Raw genomic sequence first — 15747 nt, forward strand, 5'->3', positions numbered from 1 at the left:
TCAGACCTCGTAGGGCTGGACGACGATGAAGTTGCCGGGGGCGCCCCGGAACTGGAGGTTCACGGTCTCCCCGCTGTGTCCGGGGTAGGCGTTGCGGCGCAGCCGAACCTGGCTGGAGACGATCACCTGGGAGGCGGCCGACCAGGCGACGACGGCGTTGCAGTCGGCGAACGTGGTGGGCGTGACCGGCAGGACGACCGGGGTGCCGTGGGTCTTCACGATCACGGTTCCGGTGCCCTGGAACAGCATGGTGAACAGGGCGCCGCCGGGGATGCCGTGGCCCTCGACCCTGCGGACCTCGTACTGGAGGGACTCGTCGAAGGCGAGGACGCTCTCGGCGGAGACGCAGATGCCGTCGCCCTGCAGTTCGATCGGGTGCAGGTGCGAGCCCTCCTCGGCGAGGAAGACCTGGCCGCGGCCGGTACAGCGCATCAGCTGCATTTCCTGGCCGGTGGCGTTGCCCACGGCACGGCCGACGAAGCCGGCGCTCTTGTAGCCGAAGTCCACCTTGCCCTGATACATCACCATGCTGCCCTGGCGGGCCAGGACCCCGGATCCGCCCATGGTCAGGTCGACCCGCATGAGCTGCTGGTTCTGCGGGGTCCACCGCTGCCCGGTCGCGGTCTCCTTGTACGGCTGCAGGGCCGCCTGAAGACCCGCGCCCGCGGCCGGCACGCCCTGGGGCACGCCCGGAGGCATTCCGCCGGGGGGCTGCTGACCGTACGGGGCCGGCGCGGGCTGACCGTAGGGCGCGGGGGCCTGCTGGCCGAAGGGCGCGGCGGGCGGGGCGCCCTGACCCGGGATCTGGCCGAACTGCGGCTGTTGGGGCTGTTGGGGCTGGCCGTACGGGGACGGGGCCTGGGGCGCCTGCGGAGCCGCGGGAGGAGCGTACGGCGCCTGGGGCGCCAGCGGGGCCGCGATCGTCGGCGCCGCGTGCATCGGCTGCTGCGGCGCGGGCGGCGGCGTGGGCGCGGACGGGGCGCCGAACGACGGTGCGGGCTGCGGTGCCTGGGGTGCGGGCGGGGCACCGAAGGCCGGGGGCGCGGCTGCCTGGGCCGGCGGGGCGAAGCCCGGGGCGGCGGCCGGTGCCGCGGCGGGCGGCGGCTCTTCCTCGGCGACCTCGCCGCCGAAGTTCTTCAGGAGCGCGTCGAGACCGCCGTCGAAGCCCTGGCCGACGGCGGCGAAGCGCCAGACGTCCTTCAGGTAGAAGTCGCCGAGCATCACCGCGCGCTCGGTGGTGAACTCCGAACCGGTGAAGGCGTACCTCACCACTTCCTCGCCGCCCGCGACGATCCGGATGTACCCCGGACCGATCTGGGACATCTGCCCGGAACCGTCGAGCGTCGCGGTGAAGGAGAGCTTCTGGATGGCTGCCGGAATGCGGTCGAGCGTGACGCGGAAGGACTCGGTGTCACCGGACTGCGCGCCGAGGAGCTGAATGGACTCCTCGGGCGATTTCGGCTGGTTGAAGAAGATGAAGTACCGGTCGTCGGAGAGCTGCTCGTTGGCGTCGAGGCCGAAGCAGCTGATGTCGAAAGTCAGCCCCGGAGCTGCGATCTGCACGCCTACGTACAGATCCGTCCCTGCCGTGAGATCACTGATCTTGGCCTTGTGGCCGCGTTGGAATTCCCTGGCCATGCGTAACGACCGTCCCCCATCCCGAAGGTAAATGCGTCGCGTCAGGCTAACCGCAATCAAGGACATCGGACCAAGCCGGTACACACCCGGTACAGAATCGGCGAACGCGGCGGAGCCCGGTCACTCCTCGCGGGCGGCGGGCAGGTGGGGCAGGTGATCGGCCGCCACCACGCCCTCCAGATACCCGCGGGCGCGCTCGGTGCGCGGGTACGCCTCCAGCAGCCGCCAGAACCCCGGACCGTGTCCGGGAACGAGCAGATGCGCCAGCTCGTGGAGGAGCACGTAGTCGACGACGTACTCCGGCATGCCGTTCAGCCGGTGCGACAGCCTGATGCTGCCCTCGGCCGGGGTGCACGAGCCCCAGCGGGTGTTCTGGTTGGTCACCCAGCGCACCGAGACGGGCCGGGCCCGACCGTCGAAGTACTGGGCGGACAGCCGCACGGCCCGCTCCGCGAGCTCGGTGTCGCCGAGGACGCGCTTGTTCTCCTGGGCGGCGAGCTTGTCGAGCATCACGCCGACCCAGCGCCGCTCCTCCGCCTCCGACATCCGGGCGGGGATGAGCACGATCGTGCGGTCGCCCTCCCGGTACGCGGAGACCGACTTCCTGCGCCGGGTGCTCCTGCGGACCTCGACCGCGCTCGTCGCCGAAGCGCGGGGCGGGTGGGCTGCCGCGCTGCGCTGATGGGTTCCGGCGCTGCGCGCGGGGGTCTCCCCGGCGAAGCCGGACGACGGGTCGGCGGGCACGCCACGACGTTACCCGCTGTCCGCGGGAGAAGTCCCGTCCCGGGAACGGTTCCGCGGCGATCCACCGATTACATGATGAACAGCCCGCGCCTGTGGACAACTCCGCGCACGGTTCGACGCGGCCCCGCATTCTGGCGGAGGTGCCGCGGAAAGAGCTCCGCGAATCACCTGGTCCGCGAGCGCGCCCGTGCCCGCGACACCGCTCGGGGGGAGAAGTCATGTATCCGATGTTGAAGCCCGCACTGCGTCGTGCCTGGCGCGGACGGAACACCGTGCAATTCGGTGTGACACCCGCGCATGCCGTGACGCTCGGACCGGTGGACCTCGCCACGGGGAGCTTTCTGGAACTGCTCGACGGCACACGTGGGCTGCCGCTCCTGCACGAGGAGGCACGCGCGTTGGACCTGTCGGAACGCCATGTGGACGTCCTGCTGGCGCGGTTGGCGGAGGCGGGACTCCTGGACGACCCGAGGTCGGCCGGTCCGGGAGCCGATGCGCTGCGCAGGCGCGTCGACGTGATGGACCGCCAACGCCCCGACGTGTCCTCGTTGTCGGTCGTCCGTCCCGAACCGGGCGGCGGCCTGCGCCGGATGGCGGCCCGGCGGGCGATGCGGGTCCAGGTGCGGGGAGCGGGGAGGGTCGGGGCGTCCATCGCCTCGGTGCTGTCCGGGGCGGGGGTGGGGCAGGTGGAAGTGCTCGACGGGGGCCGGGCCGAGCCCTGGGACGTGGCGCCCGGGGGCCTCCCGCCGGCGTCCGTGGGGGAACGGCGCGACGTGGCGGCCCGCCGGCTCGTCCGCCGGTCCGCCCCGGGGCCCGCTCCCCGGCATGCGAGAACGGACGAGACGGGTGCCGGCCCGTCGGGGCTCGCTCCTGTGGGAGCCGCGGGAGCCGCCGCGGCGGGGAGTGCCGGACAGCCCGGTCTGTCCCTGATCGTCGTCGCCCCCCGGGACGGCCTCGCGGTGTACGCGCCGGTCGTGGACACGGCCGGTCCCTGGATCGCGTCGGGCACTCCGCATCTCTACGCGGGGGTGATCGAGGCCACGGGAGTGGTCGGCCCTCTGGTCCTGCCCGGCGGCACCGGCTGTGCGGGCTGCCTGGAGCTGCACCGTGCGGACCGGGATCCGCAGTGGCCCCGGATGCTGGCGCAGTGGCGTTCCGGGCGGCGGGGAGCGGTGCCCGCCTGCGATCTGGCGCTCGCGACGGCGGTCGCCGGTCTCGCCGCGGCACACGCCCTCGCGTTCCTGGACGGGGACCTCCCGGCCAGTACCGGAACGCGGTGGGAGGCCGCGCTGCCCCTGCTGGACTGGCGTTCCGAGCCGATCGGCCCGCATGCGGACTGTTCCTGCGGGGCGACCGGGGGCGCTACGACGGAACGGGCCTCCGGTGGTGTTCCGGCACAGGACACAATGGCGGGGTGACCGCCGTCGCCGGAGTGACACCGGAGGCCCGAGCGGCACGGCAGTCTGGGAACTGGAGGGGCACATGTCTGATCTTCCCCGGAAGGCGGTTACGCGTACGGCCAAGCTGGCCGCGCTTCCGCTCGGCTTCGCCGGCCGTGCCACCTGGGGGCTGGGCAAGCGGATCGGCGGCAAGTCGGCCGAGCTGGTCGCCCGTGAGGTGCAGCAGCGCACGGCGGACCAGCTGTTCAAGACCCTGGGCGAGCTGAAGGGCGGGGCCATGAAGCTGGGCCAGGCCCTTTCCGTCTTCGAGTCGGCTCTGCCCGAGGAGGTCGCCGGCCCCTACCGGGCCGCGCTGACCAAGCTCCAGGAGGCCGCGCCGCCACTGCCCGCGCGCACGGTCCACGGGGTACTGGCCGAGCGAATCGGGGAGGACTGGCGGGAGTATTTCCTGGAGTTCGAGGACACACCGGCGGCCGCCGCCTCGATCGGGCAGGTGCACCGGGCGGTGTGGCACGACGGCCGCGAGGTCGCCGTGAAGGTGCAGTATCCCGGCGCGGGCGAGGCGTTGCTCTCCGACCTCGCCCAGCTCAGCCGTTTCGCCCGGCTCCTCGGCCCGCTGGTCCCGGGGGTGGACGTCAAGCCGCTGATCAAGGAGCTGCGCGACCGGGTGTCGGAGGAGCTGGACTACGCGCTGGAGGCGCAGGCGCAGCGGGAGCACGCGGCGGAGTTCGCGGACGACCCTGACGTGATGATCCCTCAGGTGGTGCACCAGTCCGACCAGGTGCTGGTGACGGAGTGGATCGACGGAATCCCGCTGTCCGAGATCATCGCGGAGGGTACGACGGAACAGCGGGACCGTGCGGGGCAGCTACTGGCCCGCTTCCTCTTCTCCGGTCCGGCACGCACCGGGCTGCTGCACGCCGACCCGCATCCGGGCAACTTCCGGCTGCTGCCGGCGGAGGAAGAGGAGGAGGGCGGCCCGGTCGGCTCGTGGCGGCTGGGGGTGCTGGACTTCGGCACGGTCGACCGGCTTCCGGGCGGCCTGCCGCGGAACATCGGCGATTCCCTGCGGCTGACGCTGGAGGGCGACGCGGCGGGGGTGTACGGGCTGCTGCGCGCGGAGGGCTTCGTGAAGGAGTCGATCGACCTGGATCCGGACGAGGTGCTCGACTATCTGCTCCCGATCATCGAGCCCACCCAGGTGGAGGAGTTCACCTTCGGCCGGGGCTGGATCCGTGAGCAGGCGGCCCGGATAGCCGATCCGCGCTCCCCCGCCCATCAGCTCGGCAGGCAGCTGAACCTCCCCCCGTCCTATGTCCTGATACACCGGGTGACGCTCAGCACGATCGGGGTGCTGTGCCAGCTCGGCGCGACGGTCCGGCTGCGCGAGGAGCTCGAAGCGTGGCTGCCGGGGTTCCTCGCGGAGGACCCGGAGCCGGAGGGCGAGACCGTCCAGGTGTAGGGCCGGGGCCTGGGCGGGGTGGGCGGTTACCACCAGAGTGAGTCGAGGCGGCTCTCGATCGCGCGGATGTGGAGGCGCGCGCAGCTCTCGCAGAAGTGGAGCCGGCGTCCGTCCTCCACGGCGCAGAGCCAGGTGGCGGGGGGCGTGTCGCCTTCGGCGGCGGTGCCGCAGCGGGCGCACACCACGCTTCCCGCGGCGGGTTGTTCGGGGGGATGCGTCTCCTCGTCCACCTCCTGAAGATATCCCCGTGACCGAACGGGCGGCGGCACAACGCACCGCGGGGCCGCCCGGATACGGACGGCCCCGCGGTGGGGTGATGGCTGCACGGTCAGTGCATGACCGCCATGGCCAGCGCGCGGCGGGCGCGCAGCGAGGCGCGCTCCGCCCGGCGCTGCATCCGGCGGGCGGCGATCAGGCGGACCGACTGGCGGTCCCCCTGGGCCTCCCGCAGGCGGTCGTGCATATGCGCACGAGCCAGGGCTTCTGGGATGAGTTGCATTTCGCGGGTCCTGTTCTGACGCGAGTCGTTCGCGCCGATGATGGTGACGTCGGGGGTGGCGGAGCCGACGGGCTCCTTCGTGGGGGTGATCATTGGTGCCTGATTCCGGGGGTCATGGGTGTAGGGGCGGTCAATCGTTCCGAGGCGCAGCCGGCGTGTGGGGGCGGGGACCCCACAGGTCGCGGTCACGCTGCGACCGGGTTCTTGCGCGGACGGCCACGCGGACGCTTGCGGGCCACGACGACGCCCTGGACGAAGAGCTCGCCGCCCCAGACGCCCCACGGCTCGCGGCGGTCCTTCGCCCCGGCGAGGCAGGCCTCGACCAGCGGGCAGGTACGGCAGAGGGACTTGGCGTACTCGACGTCGGCCGGCGACTCGGCGAAGAAGACCTCCGGGTCGTAGGAGCGGCACGGGACGGGCACGCCGAGGTTCTCGATGGCGTCGTCGAGCGCGGTGAGCGTGGTGAGCGGGGTCAAGGTGGAGTCCTCCGTGGAGCCGGGCGGCGAGATCGAGTCGGAAAGCGGTACTGACGGGGCGTGCGTTTCGATGTGCACGGTGGGTGGTGTCCTCGTCTGGTCGTGCCGGCCTGTTGGCCGGTTGGCGGCTGCTGGTACCAGGTCCTGCTTGTCCCGAGGCTCCTTCGTTCCGTCTCGTCCGTTCGGACAAAACAAAAGGGCCGCGGATCCCGAGTGGGGTTCCGCGGCCCTGAAGGCGCCGGCCTGATGCTGGATCAGGCTGGATCGCTCCAGGGTTCAGGCCCACGGAAGGCCCACATCGTGTGGTGCTGCTGCGTCTGCTTCTTGGCTCCGGCACCGGCTGCCGCAAAGGCATAGGCCTGAGCCTGTGCTGCCTTCGCTACTGCTGCCGCCGGTGCCTCGATCGGTCGCTCATTGCGCTCCCGCATCACGGGGAGGCTCGCCAGGGACAGCGGACGGGCGGCAGAGATGCCGGACAGACCGGTGGCGTGAAGCGAAGCAACCGAGGAGCGGGTGAGGCCGAGGCCGAGCGAGCAGGCGGAGACGACCGAGAGATCGGTCATTTTCTGGGTTTCGATGATGCTGATCACTTCAATCGCCTCCTCTCGGCGTCTCGGGGGGACCGGCCGGGACCGGTCCTGCGTATTCGGATAAGTACAGCACGGATTCAGGGCTTCAGAGAAGTCGCTGTTCCCGTGGTTAAGAACCTATGGTGACGACTGGGGCGGGCGCAAACTATTTTCTGGACGAGTTTTCCTCAGGTCTCGTCGACGCCCTCCTCGGGCTCGCCATCAACCGTCTCACCTGCGCAGATGGCAAGAACGTCGGCGCCGAAGCGGCTCAACTTCCGGTTGCCGACGCCGGGGATGACGACCAGCTCGCCCTCGGTGGACGGCACGGCCTCGGCGATCGCCATGAGGGTCTTCTCGGTGAACACGCAGAAGTCCGGCTGACTCAGCAGGGCCGCCTGGGCGGCGCGCCAGTCGTACAGCCGCCCGTACAGCGCCTCGTCCATGTCCGACGGGCACTCCTCGCAGCGCATCAGCTTCATCTCGCCCGCGTCGGTGAGCGTCCGTCCGCAGACCCGGCAGCGCACCGGGCTCCTGGGCTTGCGCTCGACGGCCGGGGTCCGCTCGACGGCGGCCCGGCCGGTGCCCCGGTCGATCCCTCCGCCGCCGCCGGCCCCGCTCCGCGCGCCCGAGGCCGTCGAGCCCGGACGGAGCCCGTTCAGGAAGCGGGTCGGCCGTCGGCTCGCCCGGCCGCCCGGTGACCGGGACAGGGCCCAGGAGAGCGAGAGGTGGGCGCGGGCGCGGGTGATCCCGACGTACATCAGGCGCCGCTCCTCCTCGACCTGCTCGTCGGTCTTGGCGTAGGCGATCGGCATCATGCCCTCGGTCAGGCCGACCAGGAACACGGCGTCCCATTCCAGGCCCTTCGCCGAGTGCAGCGACGCCAGGGTCACCCCCTGGACCGTCGGGGCGTGCTGGGCGGCCGCCCGCTCGTCCAGCTCACGGACCAGGTCGGTCAGGGTCGCCCCGGGTTTCGCCGTCTCGAAGTCCTCCGCGAGGCGCACCAGCGCGGCCAGCGACTCCCAGCGGTCCCGCACGGCCCCCGACCCGGCGGGCGGGCGGCTGGTCCAGCCCTTGGTGGAGAGCACCGCCCGCACCTGGGACGGCAGCCCCTCCGCCCCGTCGAGCAGGGAGTCGTTGCCCCCGGCGCGCGCCGCGCCGCGCAGGGCGGTGCCCGCCTCGCGGACCTCGGCCCGCTCGAAGAACCGCTCGGCGCCGCGCAGCTGGTAGGGCACCCCGGCGTCCGCGAGGGCCTGCTCATAGACCTCGGACTGGGAGTTGACGCGGTAGAGCACGGCGATCTCGCCGGCCGGCACGCCCGCGGCGATGAGGTCGCGGATGCGCCGGGCGGTGGACTCGGCCTCGTTGGGTTCGTCGGGATACTCCGCGTAGACCGGCTCGGGGCCCTTGTCGCGCTGGGAGACCAGCTCCAGGCGGTGGTCGGCGGCCTTGCCGTGGGCCTGGCTCAGCAGGCCGTTGGCGAGGTGCACGACCTGGGGGGTGGAGCGGTAGTCCCGCACCAGCTTGACCACGGTCGCCCCGGGGTGGCGGGTGCGGAAGTTCAGCAGGTGGTCGGGGGTGGCCCCGGTGAAGGAGTAGATCGTCTGGCTGGCGTCGCCGACGACGCAGAGATCGTCCCGGTCGCCGACCCAGAGGTCGAGCAGCCGCTGCTGGAGCGGGCTCACGTCCTGGTACTCGTCGACGACGAAGTGCTGGTACTGGCCGCGCACATGCTCGGCGATGTCGCCGCGGTCCTGGAGGATGCCGACGGTGAGCAGCAGCACGTCCTCGAAGTCGATCACCGAGCGGTCGCGCTTGAGCTGCTCGTACATGGAGTAGATCTGGGAGAGGACCGCCGGGTCGCGGGGTGCGTCCCGCTGGGTCTTGGCGACGGCGGCCGGATAGTCGGCGGGGACGGTCTGGGTGACCTTGGCCCACTCGATCTCGCTGGTGACGTCCCGCAGCTCGTTGCGGTCGAGCCGGAGCTCGCAGCGGGCGGCCGCCTCGGCGACCAGCTGCACCTTCCGCTCCAGCAGCCTGGGCAGCTCGCCACCGACTGCTTTCGGCCAGAAATACTGGAGCTGTCGGAGGGCGGCGGAGTGGAAGGTCCGCGCCTGGACGCCGGTCGCGCCGAGCTGCCTGAGACGGCCGCGCATCTCTCCGGCGGCCCGGTTGGTGAAGGTGACGGCGAGCACGGTGGCCGGCTGGATGATGCCCGCGCGCACCCCGTACGCGATGCGGTGGGTGATCGCGCGGGTCTTGCCCGTACCGGCTCCGGCCAGCACGCACACCGGTCCGTGCAGGGCGAGAGCCACCTCGCGCTGTTCGGGGTCGAGCCCGTCCAGCACGGCGTCCGGGGTCTCGGGAACCTGGGGGAAGAGAGTGGAGTGCGTTGCTGCTGTCACCCCGCCATGCTGCCAGGTCCCAGGGGGCGGATGCGGCGCCTGTCCACAGGGGTGAGGTATTCGTCGTACCGGGACATGCAGTGCGGGCCCGGGTGCGGAACCCGGGTGCGGGGCCCGTACCGGCGTGGTGGGAATGGTGGCGGCGTCCCGTACGTTCCTTATCGATGCGGGGCGGCCACGGACAGTGGCCGGACCGCGAGTGACGCTGCCGGCCGCGCAGCGGACGGACGAGACGAAGGAGCGCCAGCGACATGGCGGGCACTGTGACGATGTACAGCACCACCTGGTGCGGCTACTGCCGTCGGCTGAAGAGCCAGATGGACCGCGAGGGCATCGCGTACAACGAGGTCAACATCGAGCACGACCCGGAGTCGGCCGCGTTCGTCGAGAAGGCGAATGGCGGAAACCAGACGGTCCCGACGCTGCTGATCGTGGCCCCCTCGGGCACCGAGTCGGTCATGACGAACCCGTCGCTCGCCCAGGTGAAGCAGGCGCTCGCCGCCTGATCCGGCCGATGGAACGACCGCCCGTCGCGGACACAGGAATGCCCCCGGCATCGCCGGGGGCATTCCTGTGTCCGGGGGTGGCGCTCAGCCGGTCCGCTTCGCGCCGCCGGGCCTCGGGAGCGGCTTGCCGTACCAGAGCTCGATCAGCCGGGCCGCGATCGAGATGCCGAACGGGGGCATGACCTCGCCGGACTCGAAGGCGGCGGTGAGGTCCTCGCGGGAGAACCAGCGGGCCTCCTCGATCTCCTCGCCGTCGACGTTGATGTCGAAGGTGGTCGCCCGCGCCATGAAGCCGAGCATCAGGCTGGAGGGGAAGGGCCATGGCTGGCTGGCGATGTACTCGACCTCGCCGACGGTGATGCCGGCCTCCTCGTACACCTCGCGCGCCACGGACTGCTCGATCGACTCCCCCGGCTCGACGAACCCGGCGAGCGTGGAGAAGCGGCCCTCCGGCCAGTGCACCTGGCGGCCCAGCAGGGCCCGGTCCTGGTCGTCGGTGACCAGCATGATGACCGCCGGGTCGGTGCGCGGGTAGTGCTCGGCCCCGCAGGCCTGGCAGCGGCGGATGTGGCCGGCCGCCGCGATGACGGTGCGCTCGCCGCAGCGGGAGCAGAAGCGGTGCAGGCGCTGCCAGTTCTCCAGGGCGACGGCGTGCACCATCAGGCCCGCGTCGCGGGGGCCGAGGAGGAGACCCGCTTCGCGCAGTCCGGCCGGGCGGGCCGACTGGTCCATGCGGCCGGGCAGCGAGTCCTTCTGGAGCGCGAAGTAGCTGACGCCGTTCTCGTCGGTGCCGAGGAAGTACCGGTGGGTCTCGGTGACCGGGGCCTCGAAGGCCTGGGTCATGACGATCTCGGTGCCCCCGTCGGGGGTGTCGTCGATCAGCACCTGCCCGCCGGAGACGACGAAGACGCGGGTCGTCGGGTGGCTCCACGCCACGGCCAGCCACGCCTCGTCGAGGCGGTGGTGTGCCGCGCGGTCGATGCCGCTCGGCGCGGTGAGGCCGATCGGGCGGTCTGCGGTGGCGTTGTCGAAGGTGCTCACAGGTGCTTCCTACTCCCCCTGGGTGGATCGGGTGTGCGGAGGTACGTGGAGGTGCGGCGGGTTCATCGGCCCAGCGCCGAGGCCAGTTCGCCCCACAGGTGGGCGGTCGTCTCCACGCCCTTGAGGAGGAGGTCCAGTTCGACCTTCTCGTCGGGGGCGTGCCAGCCGTCGGAGGGTACGGAGATGCCGAGGAAGAGGACGGGGGCGCCGAGCACGTCCCTGAGGTCGGCGGCGGGGCCCGAGCCCCCTTCGCGGGTGAAGAGGATCTTCTTCCCGAAGGCCCGGCCCATCGCGCGGGCCACGGCCTGGAGGGCGGGGTGGTCCAGCGGGGTCAGGCAGGGGCGGGTGGCGGGCTGGAAGGCGATCCGGTGGCGGACGCCCGCCGGGATGCGGGCCTCGGCCCAGGCGTGGACCGCCCGCTGTACGTGGTCGGGGTCCTGGCCGTCGACCAGCCGGAAGCTGATCTTCACCAGGGCCGAGGAGGGGATGATCGTCTTGCTGCCGGCGCCCTGGTAGCCGCCGCCGATGCCGTTGACCTCGGCGGTGGGGCGGGCCCAGACGCGCTCCAGCGTGGAGTACCCGGCCTCGCCGGACGCGGCGCCCGACTTGGCGGTGCGCAGCCAGGTGGCCTCGTCGAAGGGCAGCTCGGCGAAGAGGGCCCGCTCGGTGTCGGTGAGGTCGGTGACCCCGTCGTAGAAGCCGGGGATCGCGACCTTGCCGTCCGTGTCGTGGAGGGCGGCGACCAGGCGGGCGATCTCGGTGGCGGGGTTGGGGACGGCTCCGCCGAACGATCCGGAGTGGATGTCCTGGGCCGGACCGAACAGCTCGATCTCGCACTCCGCGAGGCCGCGCATGCCGGTGCAGACGGTCGGGGTGTCCTCGTCCCACATGCCGGTGTCGGAGACGATCACCGCGTCGGCGGCGAGCCGGTCGGCGTGCTGCTCGGCCAGGGCGCGGAAGTTCGGCGAGCCGGACTCCTCCTCGCCCTCGATCAGCAGCTTGAGGTTGACGGCGGGGGTGGTGCGGCCGGTCGCGGCGAGGTGGGCGCGGACCCCGAGGGTGTGGAAGAACACCTGGCCCTTGTCGTCGGCCGCACCGCGTCCGTACATCCGGCCGTCCCGGATCACCGGCTCGAACGGGTCGGTCGCCCAACCGTCCTCACGGGCGGCGGGCTGCACGTCGTGGTGGCCGTAGACCAGGACCGTCGGGGCGGCCGGGTCCTCGCTGGGCCACTCGGCGAAGACCGCCGGGGCGCCGGGGGTCTCCCAGATCTCGGCGACCGGGAATCCGGTCTCCTTGAGCTTCGCGCTCAGCCATTCGGCGCTGCGCCGTACGTCCCCCGCGTGCTCCGGCTGCGCGGATACGGACGGGATGCGCAGCCACTCGGCGAGGTCGTCGAGGAAGGCTGCGCGGTGCTGTTCGGTGTACGTACGGACGGCGCTGTCCGGGGTCTCGCTCATGCTCTTGAGCCTATCCGCCCTCGGGGGCGGGCTCGTCCAGCAGGATCCGCTCCAGCTCGGCCCGGCCGGGCAGCCCCTGCGGATGGACGGTCTCCCCGCTGCGTACGTAGAGGAAGGTGGCGGTGACGGCGTCGAGCGGCAGATCGTGCAGTTCGGCCCAGGCGAGGCGGTAGACGGCGAGCTGGAGCGGGTCGGCGGTGCGGTGGCGGCTGGTCTTCCAGTCGACGATCTCGTAGGTGTCACCCGTGCGGTAGACGGCGTCGATCCGGCCCCGGATCACCCGGCCCGCCAGCGTGATCTGGAACGGGGTCTCCACCCGGTACGGCGTGCGCCGGGCGTACGCGGTGCGCTCGAACGCCTCCTTGAGCTCGGCGAGGTCCCGCTCGTCCGCGATGTCCGCGTCGTTCTCGTCGCCCCCGGGCAGCTCGTCGGGGCCGAGCATGGGCAGCGGCAGCTCCTCGTACCGCGACTCCACCCAGGCGTGGAAGCGGGTGCCCCGGCGGGCGGCGGCACCGGGCGGGCGGGGCATGGGGCGGGCCAGCTCCTGGGCGAAGGCGTCGGGGTCCTCGGCCAGCCGCAGCAGTTGGGTGGCGGAGAGCGACGCGGGGATGTGGACCTCGCGCACGGTGGCGCGGGCGCGACGCAGCTCCCCGGCCAGGGAGTCCAGATCGCGGTCCCAGGAGGCGAGGGTGCGGGCCTCCTCGGGGGTGAGCCGCCCGGCCGGGTCCCCGGCCGGGTCCTCCTGCGGGTGACGTGCGGCGGGGATGTGCGGGGCGGGCTCGCGTACGGGCTGCGGTGCGGGCTGCGGTCCCGCCTCCCGTACCGACTCCGGGGCGGGCTCGCGGGCCGTGTCCGGTTCGGCCTCCGACGTGTCCACGGGGCGTTCGGTGGGGAGCGCGTCCCAGTCCCACTCCTCGTCGGCCGGTGGCTCCTCGTCCCAGGGTTCGTACGCCGGTACGCGGTCGGGTTCGGGTTCGGGTTCGGGTTCGGGGGCGTACGACGGTGGCTGCTCGTCCCCCTGGACGGCCAGGCGTTCCAGGTGGGCCAGCACCGTGTCCCGGGCGGCGCGGCGGCGGGCGAGGGCGTCGGCGTCGAGCGGGAGCGGCCAGGCCAGGTCGGTGTCGGGCGCCGCGAGGGCCGGGTTCTCCTCGTCCTCGGCGGGCTCGTCCGCCCAGGCCTCGATCTCACCGTGGCCCGCCGCGCAGTGCTCGTACAGCGCGTCGAGGAAGGCGGACGGGCCGCGCGTCCGCTTCTGGGACGGGCCCCACCAGTGGCCGGAGCCGAGGAGCAGCGAGCGGGGGCGGGTGAAGGTGACGTAGCCGAGGCGCAGCTCCTCCGTGTGCTGGTGCTCCTTCATCTCCTCCTTGAACGCCTTCAGCCCCTTGGCGTCGAAGCTGTCGACGGCCGGGAGCGTCGCCGCGTCGCCGCGCAGGGCGTGCGGGAGCACCTTGGCCTGGGCGGTCCACGCGTCCCGGGACCGGTCGCTGGGGAACTGGCCGGTGACCAGTCCCGGCACGGCGACGACGTCCCACTCCAGGCCCTTGGACTTGTGGGCGGTGAGGACCTTCACGGTGTTCTCGCCGCCGGGCAGCGCGTTGTCGAGGCCCTTCTCGTACTGCGCGGCGGTGCGCAGGAAGCCGAGGAAGGCGAGCAGCGACGCCTCCCCGTCGAGGGAGGCGAACCGGGCCGCCGTGTCGAGGAAGTTGGCGAGGGTCTCGCGGCGGCGGGCGGCCAGTGCCTGCGGGGACGCCGACAGCTCGACCTCCAGGCCGGTGGTGGCCAGGACCCGGTGCAGGACGTCCATCAGGGGGTCCGCGAGCGAGCGGCGCAGGTCGCGCAGCTCCCGCGCGAGGCGGGCGAAGCGGACGCGGGCCTCGGCGGAGAACGGCAGTCCGTCGTCGGCCGCGTCCCCCGCGAGAAGGAAGGTGTCCAGCGCGTCCGCGAGCGATATCACCTCGGCCGGGTCCGTGCCCTCGACCGCGTCCGCGAGCCGCTGGTCCGCGTCGGCGTCGTCCGCGTGGCCCGCCCGGTGCACCAGGAGACGGGCGCGGCGGCCCAGCAGCGCCAGGTCACGGGGGCCGATGCGCCAGCGTGGTCCGGTGAGGAGGCGGACCAGCGATGCGTTGGCCCCCGGGTCCTGGAGGACTTCGCAGACGGCGACCAGGTCGGCCACCTCGGGCAGATGCAGCAGTCCGGCGAGGCCGACGACCTCGACCGGGATGTCGCGGGCGACCAGGGCCGCCTGGATCTGCCCGAAGTCCCCGGCGGTGCGGCACAGGACGGCGATCTCGCCGGGCGGAGTGCCGGTGCGCACGAGGTGGGCGAGGGAGTCGGCGAGCCAGTCGATCTCCTCGGTGTGCGTGTTCAGCAGGGCGCAGCGGACCATGCCGTCCCGCTCGGCGCCCGGGGCGGGCCGCAGCGCCTCGACGCCCTCGTGCATCGCGCGCAGCGGTTCGGCGAGGCCGTTGGCGAGCTGGAGGAGGCGGCCGCCGCTGCGGCGGTTCTCGCTGAGGCTGTAGCGGGTGGCGGGGGTGCCGTCGGCGTGCGGGAAGTGCTCGGGGAAGTCGTCGAGGTTGGCGACGGATGCGCCGCGCCAGCCGTAGATCGCCTGGCAGGGGTCGCCAACGGCGGTCACCGCGTGGCCGACCGCTCGCTCTTCCGTACCGCTGCCGAACAGCGCGGACAGCAGGAGCCGCTGGGCCACCGACGTGTCCTGGTACTCGTCCAGGAGCACCACCCGGAACTCGTCGCGCAGGATCTCCCCCACCTCCGGCCGGGTCAGGGCCAGCTCGGCGGAGAGGGCGATCTGGTCGCCGAAGTCCAGCAGGTCCCGGCTCCGCTTGGCGGCGCGGTAGCGCTCGGTGAGGCCGAGGAGGGAGCGGCGGGCCTCGGCGGTCTCGGGGATCTTGCGCAGATCGGCGTTGCTGAGCTTGGCGGTGGCCAGTTCGTGCAGCAGGTCGGTGTCGTACGTGTCCAGCCGCCCGGGCCGTACGAGGTGTTCGGACAGCTCTCCGTCGAGCGCCAGGAGATCGCTGACCAGGGTGGGGAAGGACCGGGTGAGCGCGGGATACGGGCCCGGGGCCTCGCGCAGCACCTTGGCCGCGAGCTGGTAGCGGGTGGCGTCGGCGAGGAGGCGGGTGGTGGGCTCCAGGCCGATGCGCAGGCCGTGCTCGGTGAGGAGGCGGCCGGCGAAGGCGTGGTAGGTGGAGATGGTGGGTTCGCCCGGGGGGTTGTCCGGGTCGATGACGTCGGGGTCGGTGACCCCGGCGGCGATCAGCGCCTTGCGGACCCGCTCGGCCAGCTCGCCCGCCGCCTTGTTGGTGAAGGTGAGGCCGAGGACCTGCTCGGGCGCGACCTGTCCGGTGCCCACCAGCCAGACCACGCGGGCGGCCATCACCGTGGTCTTGCCCGACCCGGCTCCGGCCACGATCACCTGCGGGGCGGGCGGCGCGGTGATGCAGGCCGTCTGCTCCGGGGTGAACGGGATCCCGAGGAGCTCCTTGAGCTGCTCGGGATCGGTGATGCGTGAGGACACCCGGTCAACGGT

General features: G+C 72.6%; 13 protein-coding genes. 3 read left to right on the plus strand and 10 right to left on the minus strand.

Annotated features, from left to right (window positions below):
• Both ACIQPT_RS30170 and ACIQPT_RS30175 read right to left on the minus strand, forming a co-directional pair.
• Nucleotides 1–1638 carry a TerD family protein gene (locus tag ACIQPT_RS30170; protein WP_401160423.1) on the minus strand — a complete coding sequence of 546 codons (1638 nt, stop codon included), beginning with the start codon at nt 1636–1638 and terminating at the stop codon, nt 1–3.
• 120 nt (nt 1639–1758) lie between these two features.
• A complete protein-coding gene (locus tag ACIQPT_RS30175) occupies nt 1759–2382 on the minus strand; it encodes a M48 family metallopeptidase (protein ID WP_401160425.1) in 624 nt (207 codons plus the stop codon).
• 218 nt (nt 2383–2600) lie between these two features.
• On the opposite strand from ACIQPT_RS30175, the gene ACIQPT_RS30180 reads away from it, so the two are divergent.
• Together ACIQPT_RS30180 and ACIQPT_RS30185 are read left to right on the plus strand one after the other, a co-directional pair.
• Entirely contained in the window at nt 2601–3800 is a 1200-nt protein-coding gene (locus tag ACIQPT_RS30180; RefSeq protein WP_401160427.1) for a ThiF family adenylyltransferase, read from the plus strand.
• Nucleotides 3801–3864: 64 nt separating this feature from the next.
• Nucleotides 3865–5244, plus strand: a complete 1380-nt coding sequence (locus ACIQPT_RS30185; protein WP_401160429.1) for an ABC1 kinase family protein — start codon at nt 3865–3867, stop codon at nt 5242–5244.
• A gap of 26 nt (nt 5245–5270) precedes the next feature.
• Here the strand turns inward: ACIQPT_RS30185 and ACIQPT_RS30190 are convergent, their stop codons facing one another.
• From ACIQPT_RS30190 to ACIQPT_RS30210, 5 genes are all read right to left on the minus strand, one after another.
• Entirely contained in the window at nt 5271–5474 is a 204-nt protein-coding gene (locus ACIQPT_RS30190; protein WP_401160430.1) for a hypothetical protein, read from the minus strand.
• Between the two features lie 98 nt (nt 5475–5572).
• The gene (locus ACIQPT_RS30195; RefSeq protein ID WP_030580483.1) at nt 5573–5932 is read right to left on the minus strand and encodes a hypothetical protein; all 360 of its coding nucleotides are present in this window, start codon (nt 5930–5932) and stop codon (nt 5573–5575) included.
• A complete protein-coding gene (locus tag ACIQPT_RS30200; protein ID WP_103530816.1) occupies nt 5929–6297 on the minus strand; it encodes a WhiB family transcriptional regulator in 369 nt (122 codons plus the stop codon). Before ACIQPT_RS30200 ends, ACIQPT_RS30195 begins: the two co-directional genes overlap by 4 nt.
• A 176-nt stretch (nt 6298–6473) precedes the next feature.
• Nucleotides 6474–6809: a hypothetical protein gene (locus ACIQPT_RS30205; RefSeq protein WP_401160432.1), complete on the minus strand. Its 336-nt coding sequence runs from the start codon at nt 6807–6809 to the stop codon at nt 6474–6476.
• 167 nt (nt 6810–6976) lie between these two features.
• Entirely contained in the window at nt 6977–9193 is a 2217-nt protein-coding gene (locus ACIQPT_RS30210) for an ATP-dependent DNA helicase UvrD2 (RefSeq protein WP_401160434.1), read from the minus strand.
• Between the two features lie 251 nt (nt 9194–9444).
• Between ACIQPT_RS30210 and ACIQPT_RS30215 the strand changes: the two genes are divergently transcribed.
• The gene (locus tag ACIQPT_RS30215) at nt 9445–9699 is read left to right on the plus strand and encodes a glutaredoxin domain-containing protein (RefSeq protein WP_006127421.1); all 255 of its coding nucleotides are present in this window, start codon (nt 9445–9447) and stop codon (nt 9697–9699) included.
• Between the two features lie 84 nt (nt 9700–9783).
• On the opposite strand, the gene nudC is transcribed toward ACIQPT_RS30215, so the two are convergent.
• The 3 genes from nudC to ACIQPT_RS30230 all read right to left on the minus strand — a co-directional run bounded on the left by nudC (nt 9784) and on the right by ACIQPT_RS30230 (nt 15735).
• Nucleotides 9784–10740, minus strand: coding sequence for an NAD(+) diphosphatase (nudC, locus tag ACIQPT_RS30220; RefSeq protein WP_401160436.1), 957 nt, complete (start codon nt 10738–10740; stop codon nt 9784–9786).
• 62 nt (nt 10741–10802) lie between these two features.
• A complete protein-coding gene (locus ACIQPT_RS30225; protein WP_401160438.1) occupies nt 10803–12200 on the minus strand; it encodes a dipeptidase in 1398 nt (465 codons plus the stop codon).
• A gap of 10 nt (nt 12201–12210) precedes the next feature.
• Nucleotides 12211–15735 carry a UvrD-helicase domain-containing protein gene (locus ACIQPT_RS30230; protein ID WP_401160440.1) on the minus strand — a complete coding sequence of 1175 codons (3525 nt, stop codon included), beginning with the start codon at nt 15733–15735 and terminating at the stop codon, nt 12211–12213.
• Nucleotides 15736–15747 lie beyond the last annotated feature (12 nt).

Source organism: Streptomyces sp. NPDC091289 (genome assembly GCF_044757365.1).
Taxonomy (GTDB): Bacteria; Actinomycetota; Actinomycetes; order Streptomycetales; family Streptomycetaceae; genus Streptomyces.